Origin of the sequence: Variovorax soli (genome assembly GCF_031454625.1) — a bacterium.
GTDB lineage: Bacteria > Pseudomonadota > Gammaproteobacteria > Burkholderiales > Burkholderiaceae_C > Variovorax > Variovorax soli_A.
On sequence record NZ_JAVDRF010000014.1, the window covers coordinates 38,566 to 63,214 of the forward strand.

Genomic DNA, 24,649 nt, shown 5'->3' on the forward strand with positions numbered 1-24,649 from the left:
GCTCCGGGCCTGGCTGCCGTCACAGCAAGTCCTCAGGGGCAAACCTGCCCAGCAACTCGGCGATGAGCCGGCGCCAGCCGGCGGCCAACGGCTCGCTGGCATAGCGCACCGGCCTGCCGTCCACGAGGCCATGCCAGACGACCTGCGCGGCGTCGCCGGCGCCGGGCTCCGCAAGTTCGACGCGGTATGCCAGGCCGAGGGCCGTCGACTCCTCGAAAAGGATTCCGAGTTCCTGTCCCAGCGCTTCGCTCTCGATCAGCGCGGCGATCTCCGTGTTCGCAGACCGGGAGCGCGGGTCCAGGTTCATGGAGCCGATCAGCACCCAGCGCTGGTCGACCACGATGGTCTTGGCGTGCAGGCTGGCCCCGGACGACAGGCCTGGGCGTGCGCTGCCCGCCGCCCTGAGGGCGGGGAGGTATTCGTGCAGCTCGACCCCGCATGCCAACAGTCGCGGCCGGTAGCGGGCGTAGCCCGAATGAACGAGCGGGACATCGGTGGAAGCCAGTGAATTGGTGAGCACCCTCACGCGCACCGACCTCCGCGCCAGTCCGCAAAGGACTGCAACGCCTCGCTCGCTGGGGATGAAATACGGCGAAACGAGGAGCACCTCTTGGCGCGCTCCCTCGACGATCGGCCGCATTCCGGCAGCGATCTGCCCGCCCTCCGTGGCTGCGTCGTTTCCCTTGCCCGGTGCGTCGTAGAGAACCGTTCCTGGCGCGGCGACGAGCGCCAGCCTGCCGCCGCGCACCTCCCGCCAGAAATCCATGGCACGCAACCGCTGCACATAGTCCGTCTGGCGAAAACGCTCCGCATGCGCGGCCATTTCCGCGTACAGCCGATGGGCCTCGCCGGCCGCCGGCGGATCGCCCAGGAATGCCGCGATCGGGATGGCCCATTCGCTGTTCCAGTACTCGTCGAAACTGCGCGACACCTGCGCCACCACAGGCCCGGCAGCCAGCACGTCGAGGTCCGCGAAGCCGCCGGAGCTGCGCACGTTGAAGTAGGCGTCGCCCAGGTTCCGCCCGCCCTGCACGGCCACCGCGTTGTCGGCGATCCAAAGCTTGTTGTGCATGCGACGGTTCAGGCGCGCCCCGTCGCCGAGGAAGTCCAGCCACTGCAGCATCCCAAAGGAACCGCGGTGGGGAAAGGGATTGAACACCCTGACCTGCACGTTGGGATGTGCCGCCAGCGTGGCGAGATCGCGATCCCGGCCGGCCGCATACAAATCATCCAGGAGCAGGCGGACCCGCACGCCGCGCTGCGCCGCGCGCAGGGCACGGTAGAGGAGCATCGTGGCCGTCGTGTCCCGGGCAACGACGTAGTACTGCAGGTCCAGCGAGCGCTGCGCCGCCTCCGCAAGCGCCGCGCGCGCCGCGAAGGCCTCTTCGCCCGACACGAGCAGGCGGAAACCCGATTCACCGGCCGGGAGCTGGTCGGCGAATGCGCGTCCCAGGAATGTCTGCTCCGGACGGTCGATCGCATACGAGGCAGGCCGCGGCGCCTCCATCGGCAGCAGTGCACAACCGCCCAGCAGCACGCCGAGGGCGAACGTGACCATTCGACCGACCCACCCCGGTCTTGCGCAAGGGCGCTCCATGGGCTGCATGCTTGCACCGCCCGGCGCGCCGCGCCTTGCGCTGCGTCAAGGCATTCGCAGGCGCGGCGCCAGGGCGATTGCGACCCCTGTCCATGGGCACCGTGTTTCCCGTCGAAGCGCTCCGTTGTTGATCTGGCGCAACCGCGCGCGGACTCCTTGTCCCAAGAATGGCGCCACATGGAACCCGGAGGACATCCCCCATGAACATTCGCAGATCCGCCCTCCTCGTCGCTGCCGCGCTGGTGACGCTGCAAGCTTCATCGCAATCCGCGCCCGCCGCCCTGCTACCCGTGCTCGCGCCCGGCTCGCATTCCAGCGGAGGCATCAGCGACGAAGGCCAACAGGAAATGCAGTCGAAGCAGGGCTTGTACAACCTGCGCCTGACCTTCGCCGAGGCCCAGACCGGCGCCTATCTCGCGGGTGTCACCGTCACCATCGAGCCCGAGGGGCGGAGCGCGCCCTGGGGCCCATTCGCGGATTGCGGTCCCCTGTTCTACGTGGCGCTGAGTCCGGGCGTCTACCGCGTCGTGGCGACCTATGCGGGGCTCACGCGCACCAAGACCCTTCGCGTCGGCAAGGGCGCCACCCAGGCCACCCTCTATTGGCCCGCCGCCGGCGAGCCCTGAAACGACGATCGCCCCGTCCCACCCCTTCGGGAGAAACGCATGAACATCGGTTCCATCTGCACGCGCCGCATGATCGCCTTGGACAGCAACAGCACGCTCGCCCAGGCCGCCGGCCTGATGCGGGAACACCACGTCGGCGCCCTGATCGTCACCAGCCAGACGCCGGCAGGCCCCTCGGTGAGCGGCATCGTCACCGACCGCGACCTTGTGATCGACGTGCTGGCGCGCGGGCTGGAGACTGCCGGCATCAAGATCGGCGACCTGGCGAGCGAGAATATCGCCAGCGTCCCTGAAGAAGCCGACATGGCCGGCGCCATGGCCGTGATGCAGGCCTATGGCGTACGGCGCGTGCTGGTCACCGACGCCGAGAAGCGCGTGACCGGCATCGTCTCGCTCGACGACCTGATGGACGCAAGCGCAAAGGAACTGGCCAGCCTCGTCGCAGTGATTCGCAGCGGCATCGAGCGCGAGGTCGCCGAAACCAAAGGCGCCCCGCAGCCGCCCCAGCCGATGCCCTTGCGCGTTCCGGCCGTCGGCACCGCAGGCTGGACGAAGTGACGGAATGACGGCCGGCTCCGGTTTCGGGAAAGCTTCATGAAGATCACGATCCAGATCTCGGGAAGAAGAGCCTGCGAGGTGCAGGTCGGCACGACGCATCATCCCTACGCGGGACCATTTCCGAAAGTCGGACAGACCCTCGTGATCCCCGAGGATGCCGACGTCGAGCACGAGGCCAAGGGCAAGGCGAAGATCATCAAGATCCTCTGGCACTACAACCCCCGGTCGAGCGCGCTCTGGCCGGAGATCGTGTGCAAGAGGTCGTAGTCGCCGCGAACAGGCCGGCAATGACGCACCCGCTCGCCTACCGGAACGAGGAATTCCTGAACAGCGAAGCTGCGCGCCCGCTGCGGATCCTGGCCGAATACCTGGGGCCGATGCAGGCGTTTCAGCGTCAACGGATCGCTGACACGATCGTGTTCTTCGGTTCCGCGCGGCTGGCCGCAGCCGGGCCGCTGGGTCATTACTACGAAGCGGCGCGAGAGCTCGCGCGGCTGGTCACCACTTGGTCGAAGGACTTGGCATCGCACGGGCGCCGGTATGTCGTGTGCACCGGGGGCGGCGGCGGCATCATGGAGGCGGCGAACCGCGGCGCCTCGGAGGCAGGTGGCCGGACCATTGGCCTCAACATCGGCCTGCCGCACGAGCAGCGGCCCAATCGATACGTCACCCGCGAATTGAGCCTCGAGTTCCACTACTTCTTCATGCGCAAGCTCTGGTTTGCGCATCTCGCGCGCGCCCTGGTGGTCTTCCCCGGGGGCTTCGGTACCCTCGACGAACTGACCGAAATCCTGACGCTCACGCAGACCGGGAAGATCGAGCGGCCCATCCCGGTGGTGCTCTACGGCTCCAGCTACTGGAAGGAAGTCATCAACTTCGAGGCGCTGGTGCGCCACGGCATGATCGCTCAGGGCGACCTCGCGCTGTTCCAGTTCGCCGACGATCCTGCCGGCGCGCTCGCGCTGCTGCAGGCGGGCATCGCGGCAGAGGTCGAAGCCGGGACGCCGGCCATCGCCCATTCGCGCACGTGCCGCCGCTGATGCGCGCCGTTCCCCCGCGCAGGGAGCTACTGGAGCCTCCCGCCCGGGCGGCTGATGGAGCAATTGCGGGCGGCGGTGTGCTCGGCGTGGCCTCGCGCACGGCGCTCGCGCTGCCGTACCTGCCGTTCGTAGCCGTCTTGGGTTTCGTGCCGCTGCCCGCAGCGGTGGTGATTGCGATGATCGTCCTGACCCTGGCCTATGTCGCGGCGGCCGAGGTGGCCAAGCGGTTCTTCTATGTGCGACGCTAGCCGGTGGCTCGCCGCGCCCTTCCGCTTGCTGCGCAAGGCGAGTCCGTTCGTCGGGATCGTCGTCTTCGCGCTTTCGCTGTGGGTGCTCCATGATTGGCTGCGTGCGCAGCGTCACTACGATCTGCTCGGTGTCTTGTCGGCCATGCCGGCAGCGTCGCTGGGGTGGGCCGCCACGCTGACCGTGGTCGGCTACGCGGTGCTGAGCGGCTACGACCTGCTGGCCATGCGATTCATCAACCGCCGCGTGCCCCCGGGCGTCGATTGCAGCGACGGCATTCATCTCCAACGCCCTGGGCAACAACTTCGGCAACACGCTGATCACCGGAGCCGCGGTGCGCTACTGGATATACACCTCGGCCGGCCTCGAGGGTCTGCGCCGCTACAAGGCGAAGTTCGATCCGGTCTGGACGCCGCTGTACCCGGCTTCGCCGGGCGGCGTCGCGTTGCCGGCGATCCTCGTCGATGTCACTGCGCTGATGGTCGGCAGCGTGGCTGGCATCGTCTCCAGGCACGGCTCTCGCGGCTTCACGAGGCGCAGCGATGAATCCCAAGTCGGCATTTCGCTCGAGCCTTGTGGGACCGTCACGCAAAGGATGCGCGCACGACGGATGCACAACTTTTCTCGTCGCTCGATGTCGGGCCGGTGGACTCAAGGCGATGGTTCGTCGCACTGAACGCTTCGCACGAGCCTTGCAACCTGACGGGGCTCGGCCTCCTCGCCGGGATGGCATGTCGTCCCGCCTGCCTCGACCTGCAGCTTCGGGACCACCGTCACGATCCGCGTACCCTTGCCGGGGCACGACACCACTCGCAGCTGACCGCCGCAGGCCGCTATCCTTTGCCGCATGCCTGCCAGACCTTGACCAGGATTCGTCCGCGCCACGTCGAAGCCCACGCCGTTGTCGAAGACCATGACGACCGCACTGCGACCGGCGTCGAGGAGGCTCACCTCGATCCTGCTGGCACCGGCGTACTTCCCGATGTTGGTCAAGCACTCCTGCACCAGCCGGTAGACGGCAAGCTGAGTCGGAGGGGCCAGGGCGACGTCGCACCAGGTGCAGGTGGCCGGAATGGCGGCGCCCTGGCTGAAGTCCCGCACGAGGGCGGCCAGCGACGCCTGCAGTCCCATTCTCGCGAGCGAGGAAGGACACAGGCCCTCCACGATCCGGCTCTTCAATGCCAGCCCGCTGTTGAGCGTCGCGTTGAGATGCTCGAAGCGTTGGTTGATCTCGCTGCCCGTCGGTCCGAACCGCGTTCGCAGGCAGGCGAGTTCCAGCTTGGCGGCAGTGAGAATGGCACCGAGCTCGTCATGGAGTTCGCGTGCCAGGTGGGCGCGCTCGCTATCCCGCGCGCGCTGGAGATGCACCGCGAGATCGCGCGATGGCATGGCGCGCTGCCGCGCGCTCCGGGCGTCTGTCGTCATCGAATCCCTTCTGGCCGGGCAGTCAGGCATGCACGACGGCCATGAACGTTTGACTCTGACGCTTGCGCGAGTTCGCACCAATGATCTCGATCAAGGTTTCTCGCAATATTCGACCGACGTCCGTCGTCGTGTACGCGCCGCGGCGTGTCTGTCAATACATCAGATAGCGTTCGCGGCGCGCACGGAACTCGTCCAGCCGCGGCTGCCAATGGGTTTCGACGTCCGCAAGGCTGGCCCCTGCCCGCAGTTCACGCAGTGTTTGCTCCGACCCGACGAGCGCCAGCGTGCGATCGGCCTCGAAGGATCCGGGCCACAGCTGGGCCAGCGTGCGTATCAGCAGCGCGCCCAGCATGGAAGGGTTCACCAGGTTGCGGTCGGTCACGCGAATCTGCACACCATGGCAGGGTCGTCCACGGTACGGTCCGGCAGCCGGGGTGAAATCGACGGGCTCGAATCGCAGGCCCGGCAGGGCTGCCGCGTTCAGCGCATCGGCGAAGCGCAGCGCGCCGATCCATGGTGCCCCGAGCCACTCGAACGGATGCTCGGTGCCGCGGCCGACACTGACATTGGCACCCTCGACCCATGCGACGCCGGCGTACAGCACGGCCGTCCTCGGTGTCCGCAGATTCGGCGAGGGCGGTACCCAGTCGAGCCCCGTCTGATCGAACCACATCGCACGCCGGTAGCCCCGCAGCGCAACGACCTGCAAATCGACATCGAGCCCTCGTCGTGCACGGATCTCGTCGCGAAACCACTGTGCCAGTTCGCCTGCTGTCATGCCGTGCTGCACCGGCAGGCCGGCGGGGCCCGTGAATGACTGTCGCCCATCGTCCAGCACCGGTCCCCCGACGCGGTCGGCGCGGATCGGGTTCGGCCGATCAAGCACAACGAAGCGCACACCGTGTTCCGCGGCGGCTTCCATGGCCTCGGCCATCGTCGAGATGTAGGTGAAGAAGCGCGCGCCTGCGTCCTGCGTATCGAACACCAGCGTGTCGATACCCTGCAACATCGCCCCATCGGGACGCCGCGTCGAGCCGTACAGGCTCACAAGCGGCAGCCCGCTGAAAGGCTCCGTGCCCGACGCGATGGCGCCTTCGGCGTCGCCATACAGGCCATGCTCGGGGCTGAACACCTTGACCAGCGTGAGTCCGGGTGCCCAGCGCAGCCGGTCCAGTGTTCGCCAGCCCTGACTATCGATCGCGGCGAGGTGCGTGATCAGGCCGATACGGCGCCCTGCCAGCGACGCGTAACCCTCGGCGCGCAGCACATCGATGCCGGTCGCGACGCGCGGCGGCTCCGGCGGCTGCGCGCGCGCGGGCGCGTCCAGCGGAGGCGAGAGGCTGGCCAGCAGCGCCAGCACCTGCCGCCGCAACGGCTGCGCATCGCCGCGACCGTCCGGGTGCACGCGATTGCTCAGCAGAACGACGAAGCGGCCCTGCACGAAGTCGATCCACAACCCGGTGCCGGTGTAGCCGGTATGGCCGACCGCGCCGAGCGGCGCCAGTTCGTCCCTGTTGGCGACCAACGGCGCCTGCAGCTGCCAACCTAGGCCGCGCCAGTCGGCGGAGTCGACCGACTCCGGCAGCCGCATCGCATCGATTGACGCGGACGAGAGAACGCCCCTGCGCCGCAACAAGGCTTGCGCGAACAGGGCCAGGTCGCCGGCCGTGCCGAACAGGCCGGCGTGGCCGGCAATGCCCCCCATGCGGCGTGCCGTCGGATCGTGCACGGTGCCGCGCAGCGGCTGACCCGCCAGCATCTCCGTCGGTGCGACGCGCCGCCGCGTGCTTCGCGATGGCCTGAAGCCGGTGTCGTGCATGCCCAAGGGCTCGAAGATGTGCCGGCGCGCATAGACCTCGAGCGGCAGACCGGAAACGCGCCGCACCAGTTCGCCGAGAACGATGAAGTTGATGTCGCTGTACAGCGTGCCGGTGCCGGGTGGGACGACAGGCGCCTCCTCAAGGATTCGAAGCAGTGCCTGTGGCCGTCCGGTCCAATCGTCGGCCAGGTCCAGGTCGGCGCGCAGCCCGGAGCGGTGCGACAGCAGTTCGCGCAACGTGATGGCCTCCTTGCCATTCGCGCCGAAATCGGGCCAGTAGCGCGCTGCCGGGGCATCGAGCTCCAGCTGCCCGTGCTCGACCAGTTGCAGGACGGCGGTCGTGGTGGCGACCACCTTGGTCAACGAAGCGAGATCGAAGATGGTTTCGACCATCATCGCTTCGGTCTGCGGTTCCCGTGCGCGCGCGCCCCACGCGCGGCGCAGCCAGACGTGTTCCGCATCGCCGAACACCAGCACCGCGCCGGGCAGCCTGTCCGCGGCGATCTGTGCCCGGACCGCCGCATCGATCGGTGTCCAGTCCTGCAAAGCCGGATCGCCGGCCAGCGCGATGCGGGGCACCAGGAGCAACACGCCCAGCATCGACCACGCACGAAGCCAGGCGGTCTTCATGGCGTCGAGCGCAAGGGCTCGGGATCGAGCCCCTCGTCGCCGTATCGGTTGTGCGGGTTCCACAGCATCCATCCGTCGGTGGCCGCGGCATCGGCCGCCTCGATCTGCTGGCGAATCTCGCGCTCTCCGAAGGCGCGACGGTCGAACGCATAGTCGCGAAAGACCTGCAGCCACGGCCGGAATCGAACGCCCGGGAGCCCGGTGCGCTGTTGGGCCCGCTCGAGGCTGTGCCGCACGATGTCGTAGGGAGCCGCGACGGGATCGCGGTGGCCCGGTATGCCGAAGGTGAAGCCAGACGGATAGAGCATCGGCGAGAGGTAGTCCACGTGCTGGGCGATCGATTCGAGCTGCTGGCCGATGTGCGTGTCGTTGCTGTTCCAGGCGACGTAGCCGAAGATATCGGCGGCGACGAAGACGTTGTAGCGCAAGAGGCGTCGCCGTGCCGCATCGAGGAAACCGTCGATCGCGGCGACGCGCGCCGCCTCGGTGTCGGGCTCGGAGAACACGAGGCCCGTCGCATCCGGAAAGCGCAGGTAGTCGAACTGGATCTCGTCGAAGCCGAGTCGCGCCGCCTCCTCGGCCAGCGCGAGGCTTCGCTCCCACGCCTCGCGGCGGAACGGGTCGATCCAGGGCAGTCCCTCGCGGTCCTTCCAGACGGCGCCATGCGTGTCGTGCACGGCCCATTGCGGGTGCGACATCGCCAGCGGCTCGTCCTTGAACACCACGATCCGCGCGATCAGGTACAGGCCGCGTTCCTGCAGGCTCTGCATGAGCGCGGGCATATCGGCGACCGTGACGATCGTTTGCGCCAGGCCTGACGACGCCAGCGCGGCGCTGCGATAGGGAACCAGGCCCCGGTCTCCCTTGACGTCGATGACCAGCGCATTCAACTCCGTCTCTTCGATCAGCTTCAGCGCGTCGCGACGCAAGGCCGCGCTTCCCACGCCGTACACCGACAAGTACAAGGCCTTCGGCCGCAGCGGCGTCAGCACGAGCTCGAGGGGAACGACGCCTTGGACCGCCTGGTGGTTTCGCACGTAGCCGACTGCGCGCGCCGAGACGGTGGCCGCGTCGAAGCCCGCACCGAAATCGAATCGACCCCGGCCGTCCGTACTTCGAAGTTCGTCATCCGCAACCACGCTGGCGTTGGCGATGGGCCGACCGGTGGCGGCGTCGCGCACCACACCTTCGAGCGCGCAGGCCCCAAATACCACGCTCCACAAGCCCACGAGGACGAGCACGCGCAGCAACAGATTGTTCACGACGCATCTCCGCTCTTGAACGCCGCTTCCAGCAGGTCTGTGAGCTGGCGTTCGTCGACGCTGTCGACGATCAGATGGCGAGGTACGGCGAAGATCGGGTCTCGTCTCGAGGCCGATCGGTTGCCGAGGGAGAACGCAGCCTGGTAGCCGCGATCGGCGGCCTGCGCCCAGAGACCCTCATCGCTCAGGCCGAAGGGCCAGGCCAGCAACGAGACGGTTCGAGACAAGCGCTGTTGAAGGGTGTCGCGGGATCGTTGCAGCTGATCGGCGGCGAAGCGTCGGAAGGCATCCGGCGACATTCGGTCGCGCTCCTTGAGCAGGTTCGGATGCCAGTATGTGTGCGATTGAACCGCGAAGCCCGGCTCGGCAAGCAACTCGCGCAGTTGCGGCCAGGTCATCGCGTAGCTTGCGTTGGAGATTGCGGACGGATAAACGAACAACGTCACCGGCCATCCGCAGGCGTGCAGCAGCGGTGCCATCACCTCGAACTGCGAGCGATGGCCGTCGTCGGCGGTGAGCACGACTGCACGCGGTGGCAGGGAATCGCGTTCGCCGCGCCGCCACGCGACCCAGTCGCTCAGCGGGATGACATTGCATGCCAGGTTCTCCAGCACCTTCAACTGGGCCTGAAACCTGGCGACACGCACAGTCATGCTGTCGATCGCGGCAGCCGCGAATCGATGGAAGACGAGGATGGGCACCTTGCTCTGCACGCCGTTTGCCGCGGCGGTTCCCGCCAGCGGAGAACAAAGCAGGCCGCGCAATAGCGCTCGCCGCTTCGGGGAGACGGGGGCGGCCCCGGGTCTCCATGGCGCACATGCTCGGGCTTCCGGTCTCACTCGATCTTCAATGTGCGGGCGGCGCTGCCTTCGCGCTTGGGCAGCGTGAGGCGCAGCACGCCGTCTTCCAGCTTGGCGACGGCCGTCTTCTCGTCGACGTCGCTGCCCAGCGTGAAGCCGCGCGACACACTGCCGTGATAGGTTTCCTTGGTCAGCGTGCGCCCGTGTTTCTCCTCCTGCTCCTTCTTGATGTCGGCGGCGATGGAAACGTAGTTGCCGTCGATCGAGACGCGGATGTCCTCCTTCTTCGCACCGGGGATCTCGGCGCTGACCAGGTACTCCTTGTCGTTCTCGCTGATGTCGACACGAATGTCGGCGGGCACGTTGATGTCATCGAGCATCTGGAGCGGGCGGGCCCAGCGGCGCATCATTTCGGGAAACAGGTTGTCGATTCGTTCGAGGCGGGTCAAGGCATTCATGTGAATTTCTCCAGGATTGGGCTGAACATTGCATCGAGCCCGGCCCCACCGAATGGCGCTCCGGCACATCGACAGCCCCACTCTAGAAGGCTCCCCCGACCCGTGCCTTGCGCTTCATCAAGGGAAGGACGGGTCGCTGCGAAGGATCGCGAAGAAGCTGGAAGACCGGATCGTTCCCCAGGATGGCCGGGAGGACGCGTCGATGCAGCGCCTGGCTGCAGGATGCGCAGATGAAGTCCCTGGCATGAACCGTTGCCTTCTCATGTCAGTGAACGTCGGCGGTCGCCTGGCGGGCGGAATCTGGCGACGCGATGGCAGCCAGGGCAGCCGGCACGTCGGAATCCGCATAGAGCAGCGCGAGGAGCTCCGCTTCCTCCAGCGTCTCCTTGGCCATCAACACGTGCACACATCGGTCGAGTGCCGCGCGGCGCGCGCGCAGCAACTCGGTCGCGCGTTCCAAGGCGTCCTTCAGCAAGGCCTGCACGGCGCTATCGATCTGCCGTGCCGTCTGTTCGCTCGCCCCGTAGGATCCCAGCACGGATCTTGGGTGAGCCGAGGGCTCCAGGAAAGCCGATGGCTGCTCGCCGTAGGCGACCGGGCCCAGGCCGCCATCCATGCCGTAGCGCAGCACCATGTCGCGTGCCAGGTCCGTGGCCTTGACCAGATCGTCGGCCGCGCCGGTGGAAGGCTCGTCGAACACCAGCATCTCGGCGGCGCGCCCGCCCAGCAGCACCACCAGCTTGTCGAGCAACTCCGCGCGTCGCAGCAGATGACGGTCCTCCGAAGGCCGCTGCAGCGTGTAGCCGAGCGCGCCGATGCCGTGCGGCACGATCGACACCTTGTGCACCTTGTCGGCGCCGGGCAGTGCCAGCGCGGTCAGTGCATGGCCCAGTTCATGAGTGGCCACCAGCCTGCGCTCTTGCGGGCCAAGAATGCGGTTCTTCTTCTCGATCCCGGCAACGATGCGCTCGATGGCCCGGGTGAAATCGGACATCGTCACCGCGCTCCCCTTGCGTCGCGTGGCCACCAACGCGGCCTCGTTGACCACGTTGGCAAGATCCGCACCCGCAAATCCCACCGTGATGGCGGCAACCTGATCGAGATCCACATCCGGAGACAGGCTGATCTTTCTTGCGTGCACTTTCAGGATCGCTGCACGCCCGATGCGGTCCGGTCGATCGACCAGCACCTGACGATCGAAGCGACCGGCACGCAGGAGGGCCGGGTCCAGCGTCTCGGGGCGGTTGGTGGCGGCCAGCAGTACGACGCCGACGCTCGGATCGAAGCCGTCAAGCTCGACCAGGAGCTGATTGAGCGTCTGCTCGCGCTCGTCCTGCCCGCCGGCCACCGGGTAGGCGGCGCGGGCCTTGCCGAGCGCGTCGAGCTCATCGATGAAGATGATGGCGGGCGCGTTCGCGCGCGCCTGTTCGAAAAGATCGCGCACGCGCGCTGCCCCGACACCGACGAACATCTCGATGAACTCGGAGCCGCTGATCGAGAAGAAGACCACGCCCGCCTCGCCTGCCACTGCGCGCGCGAGCAGGGTCTTGCCGGTGCCGGTCGGCCCCATCAGGAGCACGCCCTTGGGAATGCGCGCGCCCAGTCGGCCATGCTCTTTCGGGTTCTTCAGGAAATCGACGATCTCCTGCAATTCCTCCTTGGCTTCGTCCACCCCGGCCACGTCATCGAAGCGCACGCCGGTGCTTTTCTCCATGTAGACCTTGGCCTTGCTCTTGCCGATGCCCAACAGGCCGCCACCCATTCCGCCTCCAGCGCGGCGTGCCAGGAAACTCCATACTCCGAACACCAGCAGGGTGGGAAGAAGCCAGGACAACAGGTTCTGCAGCCAGGTCGAACTGTGAACTCTCTGATACGGCACGTTGAAGGATGAGAGCCGCTGCGCGATCTGCGGCTCCACCATCGTCGAAGCAACGAGCTCCTTGCCCGCGGGGTCGCGCTCCTTGAGCCGACCCGTGATCACGGTGTCGCCGATGGTCACTTCGGCGATCTTGCCGTCCTGGAGCTGGCGCTCGAAGGCGCTGTAGGGGAGCATCTCGACGCTTCTGCCCTGCATCCAATACTCCCAAACCAGGAAGCCGAGCGCCATCGCGAACCATACGGCTCCAACGTTCAGGTTCGTCCACTTCCATTTTTTCATGCTGGCCTCGATTGATAGGGAGGATTGAGGCACGACGGCCAGCAGGCGGCCTTGACGCAGAGCAAACCTCACGCGTCGGGATGTATAGGATTCGAACGGATCGCCGCACCGGTCTCTTGCGCTGGCGCAAATGCGGCGGCCGTGAGGACGCGCAAGATGCGAACACCACCCCAGGAGCCTGCCCATGAAAGATCAATGGATTCTTGTCGCCAACGCTTCCATGGCACGCCTGTTCAGGCGCGGTTCGGCCACGGAGCCGTTGTCCCCGGTGGCGACGATGACGCATCGACAAAGCCGCCTCAAGGGCGTCGAGCTGGCAACAGACCGCCCAGGCCGCGAAGCCACCGACAACAGCCGCGGTGCCAACAGCTTCGAGCCTCGCAGCGATGTTCGGCGCAAGGAGCATCTGCGCTTCGCGCACGAGATCTCCGTGCGTCTGGACAAGGGCCTCGCCAACGGCGAGTTCGGCTCGCTGCTGATCTTCGCATCGAACCCCTTCCTGGGTGAATTGCGGGCTCTGCTGAGCGAAGCGGTCGAGAAGCGCGTGAGGCTGTCGCTCGACAATGATCTCACCGCACTGGGCCTCGCCGAGATCGAAGCCCGATTGCCAGGGCCTTGGGTCGAAGCGACGTGATGGCAACGAACGCTCTGCGGTCCATCGTTGTTCATGCACGATGACGCACGATGCAGGCGACGCTGCTCGTCACCGCCTGATCTGGGCGGCAATCACGCGTTGCACCTTGCCGGTGTGGCCTGCAAGGGCGGCTTCGCCGCTGCGGCAGCGGATGTGCACCCCAGCCGCGCCCTGCGTCTGGAGAAAGGCGCCGAGCACGTGGCGGGCACGCTGCAAGGCGAGGTCGGCCTCGATGCCGCGCAGGCCGGTGCGAAGCAACAGCGCGCAGGGTCCCTCCTGCACGAGCTGGAAGTCGAACAGGCCCGCTTCTTCCTCCAGCACGGTGGCCAGCGCGAGCGGCAGCACGTCCACCGCGCCCGAGCTCGCGCGGCCGAGCCGCAGCGTATCGTCGCTGCGGCCCCGCACCTCGATGACGGGCAAGGATGAGCCGCATGCACAGGCTCGCGCATGTTGCGTGACGCAATCGCCCAGGTCGTAGCGGATCACGGGCTGCACGCGATTTGCCAGATTGGTCAGCAGCGTCGTGGCGCCGGCATGGCCGGGCGAGACCGGATTGCCTCTCCGGTCCACGGCCTCGAGAATCGCCCAGTCGCTGTTGAGGTGCAGGTGGCCGTGCTCGCATTCGAACGCAAGCGACAGAAACTCCGATGCACCGTAGCTGTTGGTGACGGGGCAGTCAAAGGCCCATTGCACCAACACACGCTTGGCCGTCGACAGGTCTTCACCGCCGGTCCACAACTCGCCCAGCGACACCCGCAGCCGCCCGGCCGTCCGCTCCTGAGCGAGCAAAACCGCCGCGCTCGGATAAGTGGCAATGACGGTCGGAGCAAAGGCGTTCAGCTGCGCAACCATGGCCTCGACGGGTTGCAGGAACGAGATGCCATGCAGCCGTCCCGACAGAGCCGGATTGAGGCGCCGCAGACGCTCGATCGACACCGTGCTCGCGAAGTGGCCTCCGGTTGCGCCGACGAAGGCGATGCGCTCCCCGATGCACCAGGGATCCAGCAGCCGCCGCAGCGGACGCAGCAGAGGCCGGCGCAAGGCCTCGAGTGCGTCGTAGACCGCCATCGCAGCCGGGTCCTGCACGAAGATGCCCGGCTCGCCGCTGCTGCCCGAGCTTTCCCACACCACGTAGCGCCCGAGGAACGGCTGTGCGATGAGGTCTTTGTCTGCCACGAACCGGCGAAGTGCGTCGAGGCGCAGCCGCGGGTCAGCGACCCATTCGTCGAAGCGCTGCACCAGCTCGGTCTTGCGCATGACCGGCAGGTCCTCCAGACGCAGTGACGCCGGGTTGCGCCCCTTGAGCAGGCGCCGGTACAGCGGCGAATCCTGCCCAGCCGAGGCAAGCAGTTCGGCGAGTCGTCGCGCGCGACGGGCGGCCAGTGCATCGGCACCGGCATGCGCGGCGAGCGCCACGTCGAGCGCGGTCGCACCCGCCAACCAGGGGTCGAAATCCCCGCCGCTGCCGACGACGCGATCAGGCTCGCCCCAGGACACGCGGTTCGCACTCATGGCTGAGCGTCGATGTGGACGACCGGCAGTTGCGACCGCACAAAGCTCAGGGCGTATTGCAGGGCACCCAGGCTCTCTGCATGCAGCGTGAACAAGGGTTGCCCGAGATCGACACTTTCGTGCAGGCGCACGTGCATCGTGGCGCCCGCGGCCGCATCGCGCGGCGCACCGGCCAGCTTCGCCGCGCGCGCCAGCAGGCGCGTGTCGATGGCTGACACGACACCGGCGGCCGGCGCAGGCACCTCGTGGGCATGGGCGGCCCTGGGTGGCACGCGCAAGCCGCCCTGTGCTTCGCAGATCGCGATGAACTTGGCCAGCGCGCGGCCGTCGAGCAAGACCGCGCGAGCCAGCGCCTGCCCCGCGCCGGGTTCGCTTCGGCCCGCCATCTCCAGAATCTCTCCCGCGAGCAGCACCGCCCGCTCGCGCAGATCGGACGGAGCATCGCTGCCGCGCTCGAGCACGGCCATCACGTCCATGGCCTCCAGGGCCGGACCGATGCCGCGGCCGACCGGCTGCGTGCCGTCGGTGAGCTGGGTCCGGACCTGAAGGCCCAGCGCTGCCCCCACCGCCATGAGGCTGCGCGAGAGCAGCTCGGCGGCTGCCGTGCTGCGCACCTTGGCCACCGGACCGACCGGAAGATCGATCAAGACGCGCTGCGAGCCCACCGCGATCTTCTTGGACAGGATGGACGCCACCAGCAGGCCCTCGCTGTCGAGGTTCAGCGGGCGCTCCACGCGGATCAGCATGTCGTCGGCGGGGCTGATGCGCGTGGCGCCACCCCACGCGATGCAGCCGCCTTCGCGCTCGACGACGCGGCGCATGGCGACCAGGTCCAGGTCGACCGGCGCAAGCGTTTCCATCGCGTCGGCCGTGCCGGCCGCCGAGGTGATCGCGCGCGAGGAGGTCTTGGGCATCAACACGCCGCATGCGGCGACGATGGGCACCACCAGCAGCGAGGTGCGGTTGCCGGGCAGGCCGCCGATGCAGTGCTTGTCCATCACCGGCGACACGCCCCAGTCGATGCGCTCTCCGACATCGACCATGGCCCGCGTCAGCGCCACCATCTCGTCGAAGTCAAGGCCTCCGCCGGCACAGACGGTCACGAAGGCCGCGAGGTGAATGTCGGAGACACGGCCGTGGCTGACGTCCTCCATCAGCGCGCGCAGGGCCGCATGGTCGAGCCTGCCGCCATGAACCTTGGTCCGCAGGTGCGCGAGCGAATCCAGCACCGGCGGGTGGCGCACCTCCACCTCGTCCCCGTTTGCCGCGCCAAGCATCGTCCAGCCGGCTTCCGACAGGGCGATCTCGTCCTGCCGCAGCCAGTCGCTGTCGACGTGATGCAGGATCGCCAGCAAATGGCGGCCTCCGGCGATCACCTCGATCTGTGCCTGCGACTGGAAGCCCTCGGCCCGGCAGACATGGCCATCGCTGCGCAGATAGACCACCGGTTGCTGGTAAGTGTCGATGCCGGCGCGGCGGGCCAAGAGGCGGTGGGTCGACATGGGGAGGGGACGGTCAGAGCGCTCGGGATTCGCGGTAGACCGGCACGGTGGTCGACCAAGCATGGCGTTCCTCGATGGCCAGTCGCAGCGCGTCGGCCGCCACGGGCTCCCCGTGCGTGACGAAGACGCGGCGCGGCGCGCGCAGCCTTCCGAGCCAGGCCAGCAGCTGCTCGCGGTCGGCATGGGCCGACAAGGTATCGAGATTGGCCACCTCGGCGCGCACCGGCACGTAGGCACCGTGGATCTTGATCGACTCCGCGCCGGCCAACAGCGCCGCGCCACGCGTGCCCGCGGCCTGGAAGCCCGCGAACAGGATCGTGTTCCTCGCATCCGGCGCATAGGCTTTCAAGTGGTGGAGCACGCGACCGCCCGTCGCCATGCCGCTGGCGGACACGATGATCGAGGGAAAGCTCAGGTTGTTGAGCCGCTTCGAATCATCCACGGTGTTGACGATGGTGACTTCCTTGCTCATGGCCGCGCATTCCTCGGCGCTCAGCCGATGCTCGTCCAGGTGACGCCGGTAGATGCGCGTGACGTCGGCCGCCATCGGACTGTTCAGGTAAACCGGCATGTCTGGGATGCGCCGCGCCTTCTTGAGGCGCTGGATGCAATGCAACACAGTCTGCGCGCGACCGACGGCAAAGGAAGGAATGACGACAATGCCGCCGCGCGCCGCCGTCCGGTTGATCACCTCGGCGAGCGCGACGAGGGTGTCCACGTCGCGATGCCGGCGGTCGCCGTAGGTGGACTCCACCACGACATAGTCCGCGGATTCGGGCGCCTCCGGCGGCCGCATCACGAGATCGTCGCTGCGCCCCAGGTCGCCGGAGAAAAGAATGCTCCCGCCCGTCCATGCGACATGCACGCTGGCTGCGCCGAGGATGTGCCCCGCGCGTCTCAGGCGCCAGGACCACCCCGGCCATGGCGAATGTTCCTGGTCGAAGGAGATGACTTCAAAGCGCTTCAAAGCCGATCGGGCATCCTGTTCCGTGTAGAGCGGCAACGCGGGCTTGTGCTTCGAGAAGCCGTGGCGGTTGGCGAATTCGGCTTCCTCCTCCTGCAGCCGGCCCGAATCCGGCAACAGCAGCTCGCACAGCTCGCGCGTGGCTTCGGTGCAGTAGACCGGCCCCTCGAAGCCGAGCTGAACCAGGCGTGGCACGAAGCCGCTGTGATCGAGATGCGCGTGCGTCAGCAGCACCGCGTCGATCTTGGAGCCCTCGATCGGCAAGGGATCCCAGTTGCGCAGGCGCAGCTGCTTCAAGCCCTGGAACAGGCCGCAGTCGACCAGCAGCCGGCGCCCGTCATGCTCCAGCAGGTATTTCGATCCGGTGACGGTCTCCGTACCGCCGAGGAATTCGATGCGCATGATTTCTCCTTGCCGACCCGCAGAGCTTGGCAGGTATCGCACGCCTGGGATTGATGCGCATCAAGGCAAGGTGGCGGTCATCCTCTTCGAATCACTCACCTCTTCGAGGCCTGAATCCATGTGGTGGCCTATTCAACGCACTCCGGTACTAGGGCGGCCAGATAGGTCGGCGCGCTGAGTAAACCCGTGCCGAGGGTGGCCTCAATCGGTAGACCGTCCATGCGCCTGAGCCCAAGACCTGGAGCAGGTGCCGGAGCTTGTTGTGAAGCAAGGATGCTCAGTGCACCCATTCCGGCCTGGGGGGGCGAGGGTGCCTGCGTCAGGCTCCAGCGTACCGTCCCACGCCTTGCACGGCATCCCTGCTTCAATCACCGCGACCAGCTCTGGCATGCCTCCCGAATGGGGTCCGTACGCGCTGGACATCGAAGGCCGCGACATTCCCCAGCCCGTGAGTTCGGGCCGCAGTTCGACTTGCGCCACCTCGCCGGCTCGTCCCCATTCCCGGTCCACGACAGCGCGGCCACGTGATGGGTCTTTGCAATCGGAAGACCTATCCGAAGGCACACCTCACGGATGCATCAAAGGCAGAGCTTGTTCGAGCCATGTGGGTGTTTGCGCTTGCGCGCCACGGGTTCCTGATGGCCAAACGCTCGGCCACCACGGCGGTAGCTTCCTTGCGGGCCACCATAGTCGCGCCGACATCCTCAATCAGGCCCTGCGCCTGATCGACAGTCACGGCATCGGAGCACCTTACAGCCGCCCAGCTCGTTCAGCTGCGCGCCGAGCTGAAGGCGATTGGTGAGGTCCCTCGGGGCATGGACTGGGAGGAGTTCACGGCCGGCCTCTCCCCTCACGTAGATTCCCTGAAGTTCTGGCCATTTTTTGCCTCGAGATCGTGCACGGGCTCGCGATCGGCGGGGCGTTCCGCGTCCTCAGAGCGTCGGAGCTCGATAGACACGCAGCGTGTTTCGTCGGTAGTTGAGCCTCAGGCGGGAACTGATTTCTTGAAACCAAGACGCCAGGACAGCTGTCTAGCTGCCGCCCGCAGCGCTGTGGCTACAGGTCCGTTCCAGTCCGGATCCAGCAAATCAGCTCGGTTCATCACGGTTAGTGCCAACACCATGTCGCCCTTGGCGTTGACGATCGGAGCGCTCAATGCATTCACCGTCGCCTTGTGGCGCTCCGAAGGCGTGACGCCGATTGTCCGGGCCAAGCCTCGTGACCGCGCCTCTGCGAGTCGGCCCATCAAGACCCCGATCTTCGGCCCGCTCATACCAGCATCAGCCGCGAGGTCACGGGCGAGTTCCGGCTGGATTGTGTCGGCGTCGTAGAACGCGGCAAAGGCCAGCCCAGTCGCGGCGCGAGTGAGGCTCACCACGACGCCCGTCTGCAATTGCCGGCTGACCGGACGACCTGAGGGTTCCCAGCGCACGATAGTCGGGCCATGGTTGCCCCAGGCCCCCAAGCACGCGGTGTGCTGACCGACCTGCTCACAGATTTCCGGCATCGCCGCGCTGGCCAAGCGCACCGCCTCGATCGTCGCCGAGAAGCCAAGAGCGTCCTCCGATACGATGGCACCGTCGAGTTCTTGCGCGAAGGTGACCATGTAGCAGCCCTCGCCAAAGGCCAAGGCCTTGCGTGGCGCACGGTGGATCTTTTCCACACGGCCAAGATAGACGACGTGATCGCCGCCAGGCCATGCCGCAACCTTGACACATTCCAGATGGGCTGCACTTCCCTCGATGATTGGCATGCCACCGATACCCTCGGAGGTGGCGATTCCGGCGAACTTGTCTTCGGCTGCTTTTGCAAACTGGTTGGACACGTGCGCCTGGTCATGCGCCATGATGTTCACCACGAAGCGCTCCCCGTCACGGAATGCCGGATAGCTCCTCGAGTTCAGCGACTGGCTCCAAAGGATCAAGGGCGGGTCGAGCGAGACCGAACTGAAGGAGTTAGCAGTAACGCCATGGCGCTTACCGTTGGCATCGACGGTGGTCACCACTGTCACGCCGGTAGTGAACGCGCCGAGTGTCGTGCGAAGGTCACGGCTGTCGAAGTTGTTCATGAGATGCTCATGGCGCGATAGGTTTCGACCAGCAAAACGGTGCGGAGGATAGCGAGCGAATGGGTCATGGCGTGTGTCCACCCCATCACCGGTGATCGGAGCACCCGGGGTACGAAGCCCGAGAAGTACGGCCCCGCCAACGCCCGCCACCCTCCCTGTACCGTTTGGCCACCGTTGACATCGCCGTATTCGCGGGTCACATCTGAGCGCCGATCATCCAGGGAACGGTTTCCTCGTTGCCCACGCCCAGCTGCTCGCTCTTCGACTTTTCGCCGGACGCGACGGCCAGCATCTTCTCGAAGATTTCCCTTCCCTTTTGCTCGAGCGTGGCGTCGCCATCCATGATGTCGCCGCAGTTGATGTCCATGTCGTCGCGCATGCGGACATACATCGTTGAATTGGTGGCGAGCTTGATGGAAGGCGCAGGCTTCGAACCAAAGCAGGAACCGCGGCCTGTCGTGAAAGCAACCAGGTTCGCCCCACTGGCAATCTGGCCCGTAGCGCCCATCGGGTCATAGCCCGGCGCATCCATGAACACCAGCCCGCGGGCGGTGATCGGTTCCGCGTACCGATAGACCCCCATCAGGGCCGACGAGCCACTCTTTGCAACGGCGCCCAATGACTTCTCGAGAATGGTCGTCAGTCCGCCCGCCTTGTTGCCGGGCGTCGGGTTGTTGTCGATGCTGCCCTTCTCCCGGTCGGCGTACTCTTCCCACCACTTGATCAGGTCGACGATGCCTTGTCCGACCGCTGGCGAGACCGCGCGTCGCGTAAGCAGATGCTCTGCACCATAGATCTCCGGAGTCTCGCTCAAGATCGCCGTGCCGCCGTGGGCGACGAGCAGATCGACCGCAACGCCGAGCGCCGGATTCGCCGTGATGCCGGAGTAGCCGTCGGAGCCACCGCACTGCAACGCAACCGTCAGGTGGGCGGCGGACACTGGCACTCTCGTGCATTGGTTGGCCGCAGGAAGCATCTGTTCTATGGCTGCAATCGCCGCGTCAGCGGTCTTGCGCGTGCCGCCCAGGTCCTGGATCACCAACGGAACGGTCGTGCGGCCCGGTTCAATTCCTTGCGCCAGGAACATGGCCCCCATCTGATTGGCTTCGCAGCCCAACCCGATGACCACCACGCCTGCGAAATTCGCATGTTTCACATAGCCGCCCAGCGTTCGGCGCAACTGATTCACTCCGTCGCCGTTATGGTCGATGCAACACCCGAAGCTGTGCGTGACGGGCACCACGCCGTCGACGTTCGGATAGGCATCGAGCATGCCTGCCTTGGAAAAATGCTCGACGACGAGCTTGGTGACGGAAGACGAGCAATTGACAGTGCTCACAACGCCAATGTAGTTGCGCGTCGCTACCCGGCCGTCCGGCCGCATGAAGCCCAGGAACGTTGCGGGCTCCGCCGCGGCTTCAGGTAGCCGGGCGTCGGCTCCGAAGGCGTGGTCGCGTTGGAACGAACCCATTGCCACGTTGTGCGTGTGCACGTGTTCGCCCCGTTGAATCGGTTGGGTGGCAAACCCGATGATCTGCCCATATCGCCGGACCGGTTCGGACTGCTCGATATCAGCGATCGCAACCTTGTGTGCCGCCGGTATGTCCGTGCCGACGACTACGCCTGAGTACTCCGACAGGACGCTGCCGCGCGAAAGCGTGTTCCGGGCGATCGCCACGTTGTCGTTCGGATCCAGCCTGAGAGCCAGGGATTTACCAGTGATCATGAAAGTCCTCACTCGAGCTTGACGCCGGCTTCCTTGATCACGGAAGCCCACTTGTTCATCTCGGACTTCAACGTGCTTCGGAATTCCTCGGGCGAGCTGGGCGTCAGATCGAGTCCCTGGTCGCCGAGCTGTTTCTTCACCTCCGCGCGCGCTAGCACCTTGCGCAACGACGTGTTGATGGTCTCCACCACGTCCTTGGGCATGTCACGCGGCCCGACAATCCCGAACCAGGCGGTGGTCTCGAAACCCGGGAGACCGGATTCGGAGACCGTGGGCACGCCGGGCATCGCGGGCGAACGCTTGGCACTGGTGACTGCCAAGGCGCGGACTCGCCCCGACTTCACATGCGGCACGGCGGTGGCCATCTGGTCGAACAACAGCTCGATCTGGCCGCCCATGACGTCGGTCATGGCCATTGCATTGCCCTTGTAGGGCACGTGCCTGATGTCCACCTTGGCCGTGCTCTTGAACAATTCGCAGGCCAGGTGCTGGGAGGTGCCGCTGCCGGCCGATCCGCAATTCAGGGAGCCGGGCTTGGCTTTCGCCAGCGCCACCAGTTCGCTGATGTTCTTCGCCGGAAAGCTATTGCTGCTGACGATCATCAGCGGCGACGAGGCGAGCATGGAGATCGGCGTGAAGTCTTCGATCGGGTCGAACGGCACCTTGGCGAACAGGCTCGGGTTGGTGACGTGCGTGATCGGGACCACCATGAGCGTGTAGCCATCCGCCGGCTGCCGGGCGACGTACTGCGATCCGATGATGCCGCTCGCGCCCGCCCGGTTCTCGACGATGACGCTCTGCTTCCAGGCTTCGCCGAGCTTCGCGGCCAGCACGCGAGAGATCAAGTCGGCCGTGCCGCCCGGCGGGAATGCAACGACGATGGTGACCGGTTTGGCCGGATAAGCCGGTTCTGCAAGCACCGGGGGGCTGGCGCCCATCCACAGGGTGGCTGCTGCGGCGGCCAGGAATGAAAGAACCTTCATGACGACAATCCTTTGCTTGTGGGTTTGACCAAGGGTCAGGCGGCCTGTGGCATGAGCTTTTCGGCGGCCGAGCCCACGTCGATGCCTTGCTTCCCCAGGACGTACTGCAGCTGGTGCACGTCGAGCGCCGCGGGCGTGATGCCCTGCTCAGCCGCCAGCGCTGCGCCGATTCCGGCAATCTGGCCGGTCACCAGGCAGCAGTACTGACCACGGGTCCACATGTCGGCTTCGTGCGTGACGGACAGCACGCGGCCACTCACGGTCATGCCGTCGACCTTGTTCGGCGTGAACACGCGCCAGGGGATCTCGAACCACGTCAGGTCGGTGGTCACCGTGCGGTAGACGGCGTCATTCGGCGCGCCCTCGCCGCCCTCGGCCTTGTGCCAGTCGCGCCCTGCTGCCATGTGTCGCCAGACGCGGATCACGCTGTCGTCGAATGTGCGTTGTGCGACCAGATCCTCCTGCGGCAGCACGTAGGGGCCGCGCACCCGGCGTGTTTCGCGCACGCCGACCGTCGGCGACGAGTCGATTACAAAGGCATTCTCGAAGCCGGGGATGTACTTGCGGATAACGTTCTTCAACTGCCGGTTCTGCAGCCGCGCCTGAGTGTCGGCGCGTGAGATGTCCCAGGCGTTGGTGCCGTCGACGCCGTAGACGCGCGAGTTGTTCACGGTGACGATGCCGTGTGCAACGTCGATGCCCTCGAACCGGAGGTAATGGATCTCTTCCGGGAGTTCGCCAGCCGCGCGGGCCTTGTCGGCGATATGGAAGAAGCCAGACAGCCGAACGAGCCCCTTTTCGGGCTGGATGATGTGAAAGTTGGGATCGGCTGTGAAGTACTCTTTCGGTTGGTTGCGGCAGTACTCGATCACTTTGCCCAAGTCGACACCCCCGAGCCTGAAGAGCACGCTCATCGGGCGCATCTTGTTGTCTGTCTCACGCCCCTTGATGTACTCGGCGCCGGCTGCAGCGGCGACGTCGGCATCACCCGTGGCGTCGACAACGGTTTTCGCCAGAATCGCCTGGCGGCCGGACTTGTTCTGGATGATCACGCCCTTGATGCGTGAGCCTTCCATGATGGCGTCCTCGATCCAGGTGTAGTTCAGTACTTCGACGTTGGCCCGCTGAAGCAGGTCGACGGCGGCCTGCTTGAATCCCTCGGGGTCGAACGGAAAGGTCGGCCCCGTGATGTTGCCTTCCCCGCGCTCGGCCAGCGTCAGCGCGATTTCACGGGCGACGCCGGTCATGCGTGACACCGGCACGTTCCAGGTGTTCATGAGGACCGCGGTGGCGGCGCCGCCCAGGAACGCGTTTTTCTCGATCACCATGGTCTTGGCGCCGGCGCGGGCAGCGCCGAGCGCCGCACCGATGCCGGAGACGCCGCCGCCGCACACCAGCACATCGACCTCGCGGACGATTGGCGTGTTGCGGGGTGGCTCGACGAGGAAGTGCTCCTGGCCGTTGATGGAAGTGGCTTGCATGGGTAGTTTGCTCCTGGGTTGGACCGGGCCGCTCAGCCGATGGCTGCAGGTCGGCTCTGGTATGAAAAAAGGGTCGCCTCGTAAGAAGACCGCACGTGTTCGCGGGCGCGCGCTTCGGCGTCCGCGGCGTTGCGCGCCTTCACGGCATCGAGGATGGCGCGGTGTTCGCGGGTCGCTGCGTCGCGCCGTTGCGCGTCGGCGCGCAAGACTGAGCGGCGTGAGTGGACGATCTGCCCGTTGAGCGAATCGAGGATGTTGGCCAGGCGCTGGTTGCGGGCCGCGGCAACCAGGAGGTTGTGAAAGTCCGTTCCGATTTGCACCCACCGATGCCAGTCCTGCTCGTTCTCATAGCGCACGCACAAAGCCTCGAGTTCAGCGAGTTCCGCGTCGGTTGCGCGCTGCGCCGCGCAGCGCGCGGCAGTGCCCTCCAGGGACTCGCGCAGGTCAAACAGATCGCGCAGGTCATCCATTGATCGGTGGGGAACGATGTAGCCGCGCGCCGGCACGACCTGCACAAAGCCATCGCGAGCCAGCACTTTCAGCGCTTCGCGCACCGGTGTGCGGCTCATGCCCATCCGTGACGCCAAATGCACCTCGAACAGCGGTGACCCCGGCGCGATTTCGCCCTGAAGGATCGCCTCGCGCACCTTCTGGTAGGCATGGGTCGCCAGGTCTTCATTCTTGAAATTCAGCATGTGTGGACTCAGTGTGGACTGTGTGTATACACGGTGTACGCATCATAAGACCGGGATGCGGCG

22 protein-coding genes are annotated in these 24,649 nt (G+C 66.3%); 7 read left to right on the forward strand and 15 right to left on the reverse strand.

Annotated features, from left to right (window positions below; translation table 11 throughout):
• Window positions 1–19: 19 nt before the first annotated feature.
• Window positions 20–1,558 (reverse strand): phospholipase D family protein, encoded by a 1,539-nt coding sequence (locus J2739_RS24435; protein WP_309906551.1) that lies wholly within the window; start codon window positions 1,556–1,558, stop codon window positions 20–22.
• A gap of 239 nt (window positions 1,559–1,797) precedes the next feature.
• On the opposite strand from J2739_RS24435, the gene J2739_RS24440 reads away from it, so the two are divergent.
• The 6 genes from J2739_RS24440 to J2739_RS24465 are packed head-to-tail and all read left to right on the forward strand — an operon-like array spanning window position 1,798 to window position 4,613.
• The gene (locus tag J2739_RS24440) at window positions 1,798–2,223 is read left to right on the forward strand and encodes a hypothetical protein (RefSeq protein ID WP_309906553.1); all 426 of its coding nucleotides are present in this window, start codon (window positions 1,798–1,800) and stop codon (window positions 2,221–2,223) included.
• A gap of 39 nt (window positions 2,224–2,262) precedes the next feature.
• Complete coding sequence (locus tag J2739_RS24445) at window positions 2,263–2,781, forward strand: CBS domain-containing protein (protein WP_309906555.1); 519 nt, start codon at window positions 2,263–2,265, stop codon at window positions 2,779–2,781.
• Window positions 2,782–2,817: 36 nt separating this feature from the next.
• Window positions 2,818–3,048 (forward strand): hypothetical protein, encoded by a 231-nt coding sequence (locus J2739_RS24450; RefSeq protein ID WP_309906557.1) that lies wholly within the window; start codon window positions 2,818–2,820, stop codon window positions 3,046–3,048.
• A gap of 20 nt (window positions 3,049–3,068) precedes the next feature.
• On the forward strand, window positions 3,069–3,821 hold the full coding sequence (locus tag J2739_RS24455) for an LOG family protein (RefSeq protein WP_309906559.1): 753 nt from the start codon (window positions 3,069–3,071) through the stop codon (window positions 3,819–3,821).
• A complete protein-coding gene (locus J2739_RS24460) occupies window positions 3,821–4,069 on the forward strand; it encodes a hypothetical protein (protein ID WP_309906561.1) in 249 nt (82 codons plus the stop codon). Before J2739_RS24455 ends, J2739_RS24460 begins: the two co-directional genes overlap by 1 nt.
• Before the next feature lie 25 nt (window positions 4,070–4,094).
• Complete coding sequence (locus J2739_RS24465; protein ID WP_309906563.1) at window positions 4,095–4,613, forward strand: hypothetical protein; 519 nt, start codon at window positions 4,095–4,097, stop codon at window positions 4,611–4,613.
• Between the two features lie 105 nt (window positions 4,614–4,718).
• Here J2739_RS24465 and J2739_RS24470 read toward each other — a convergent pair whose 3' ends face one another.
• From J2739_RS24470 to ftsH, 6 genes are all read right to left on the reverse strand, one after another.
• Entirely contained in the window at window positions 4,719–5,492 is a 774-nt protein-coding gene (locus J2739_RS24470) for a sensor histidine kinase (protein ID WP_309906565.1), read from the reverse strand.
• Between the two features lie 151 nt (window positions 5,493–5,643).
• A complete protein-coding gene (locus J2739_RS24475) occupies window positions 5,644–7,941 on the reverse strand; it encodes an exo-beta-N-acetylmuramidase NamZ domain-containing protein (RefSeq protein WP_309906566.1) in 2,298 nt (765 codons plus the stop codon).
• The gene (locus tag J2739_RS24480; RefSeq protein ID WP_405053942.1) at window positions 7,938–9,203 is read right to left on the reverse strand and encodes a putative glycoside hydrolase; all 1,266 of its coding nucleotides are present in this window, start codon (window positions 9,201–9,203) and stop codon (window positions 7,938–7,940) included. The genes J2739_RS24475 and J2739_RS24480 overlap by 4 nt, the downstream gene beginning before the upstream one ends.
• Window positions 9,200–9,967, reverse strand: coding sequence for a polysaccharide deacetylase family protein (locus tag J2739_RS24485; RefSeq protein WP_309906568.1), 768 nt, complete (start codon window positions 9,965–9,967; stop codon window positions 9,200–9,202). The genes J2739_RS24480 and J2739_RS24485 overlap by 4 nt, the downstream gene beginning before the upstream one ends.
• A gap of 71 nt (window positions 9,968–10,038) precedes the next feature.
• The gene (locus J2739_RS24490; RefSeq protein ID WP_309906570.1) at window positions 10,039–10,461 is read right to left on the reverse strand and encodes an Hsp20/alpha crystallin family protein; all 423 of its coding nucleotides are present in this window, start codon (window positions 10,459–10,461) and stop codon (window positions 10,039–10,041) included.
• Between the two features lie 265 nt (window positions 10,462–10,726).
• Window positions 10,727–12,568, reverse strand: coding sequence for an ATP-dependent zinc metalloprotease FtsH (gene ftsH, locus J2739_RS24495; protein ID WP_309906665.1), 1,842 nt, complete (start codon window positions 12,566–12,568; stop codon window positions 10,727–10,729).
• Between the two features lie 235 nt (window positions 12,569–12,803).
• On the opposite strand from ftsH, the gene J2739_RS24500 reads away from it, so the two are divergent.
• Window positions 12,804–13,253, forward strand: a complete 450-nt coding sequence (locus J2739_RS24500) for a host attachment protein (RefSeq protein ID WP_309906571.1) — start codon at window positions 12,804–12,806, stop codon at window positions 13,251–13,253.
• A gap of 69 nt (window positions 13,254–13,322) precedes the next feature.
• Here the strand turns inward: J2739_RS24500 and J2739_RS24505 are convergent, their stop codons facing one another.
• The 8 genes from J2739_RS24505 to J2739_RS24540 form a co-directional block, all read right to left on the reverse strand.
• Window positions 13,323–14,765 carry a phenylacetate--CoA ligase family protein gene (locus tag J2739_RS24505; protein ID WP_309906573.1) on the reverse strand — a complete coding sequence of 481 codons (1,443 nt, stop codon included), beginning with the start codon at window positions 14,763–14,765 and terminating at the stop codon, window positions 13,323–13,325.
• Entirely contained in the window at window positions 14,762–16,267 is a 1,506-nt protein-coding gene (locus J2739_RS24510; protein WP_309906575.1) for a thymidine phosphorylase family protein, read from the reverse strand. The genes J2739_RS24505 and J2739_RS24510 overlap by 4 nt, the downstream gene beginning before the upstream one ends.
• 13 nt (window positions 16,268–16,280) lie before the next feature.
• Window positions 16,281–17,633, reverse strand: coding sequence for an MBL fold metallo-hydrolase (locus tag J2739_RS24515; RefSeq protein ID WP_309906577.1), 1,353 nt, complete (start codon window positions 17,631–17,633; stop codon window positions 16,281–16,283).
• A gap of 985 nt (window positions 17,634–18,618) precedes the next feature.
• Window positions 18,619–19,701 carry a flavin reductase gene (locus J2739_RS24520; RefSeq protein ID WP_309906579.1) on the reverse strand — a complete coding sequence of 361 codons (1,083 nt, stop codon included), beginning with the start codon at window positions 19,699–19,701 and terminating at the stop codon, window positions 18,619–18,621.
• A 196-nt stretch (window positions 19,702–19,897) separates the two neighbouring features.
• A complete protein-coding gene (locus tag J2739_RS24525; RefSeq protein WP_309906581.1) occupies window positions 19,898–21,427 on the reverse strand; it encodes a UxaA family hydrolase in 1,530 nt (509 codons plus the stop codon).
• Window positions 21,428–21,435: 8 nt separating this feature from the next.
• A complete protein-coding gene (locus tag J2739_RS24530; RefSeq protein WP_309906582.1) occupies window positions 21,436–22,410 on the reverse strand; it encodes a Bug family tripartite tricarboxylate transporter substrate binding protein in 975 nt (324 codons plus the stop codon).
• A 35-nt stretch (window positions 22,411–22,445) separates the two neighbouring features.
• Window positions 22,446–23,891 carry an FAD-dependent oxidoreductase gene (locus J2739_RS24535; RefSeq protein ID WP_309906583.1) on the reverse strand — a complete coding sequence of 482 codons (1,446 nt, stop codon included), beginning with the start codon at window positions 23,889–23,891 and terminating at the stop codon, window positions 22,446–22,448.
• A gap of 32 nt (window positions 23,892–23,923) precedes the next feature.
• Window positions 23,924–24,586, reverse strand: a complete 663-nt coding sequence (locus J2739_RS24540) for a GntR family transcriptional regulator (RefSeq protein WP_309906584.1) — start codon at window positions 24,584–24,586, stop codon at window positions 23,924–23,926.
• Between the last annotated feature and the right edge of the window lie 63 nt (window positions 24,587–24,649).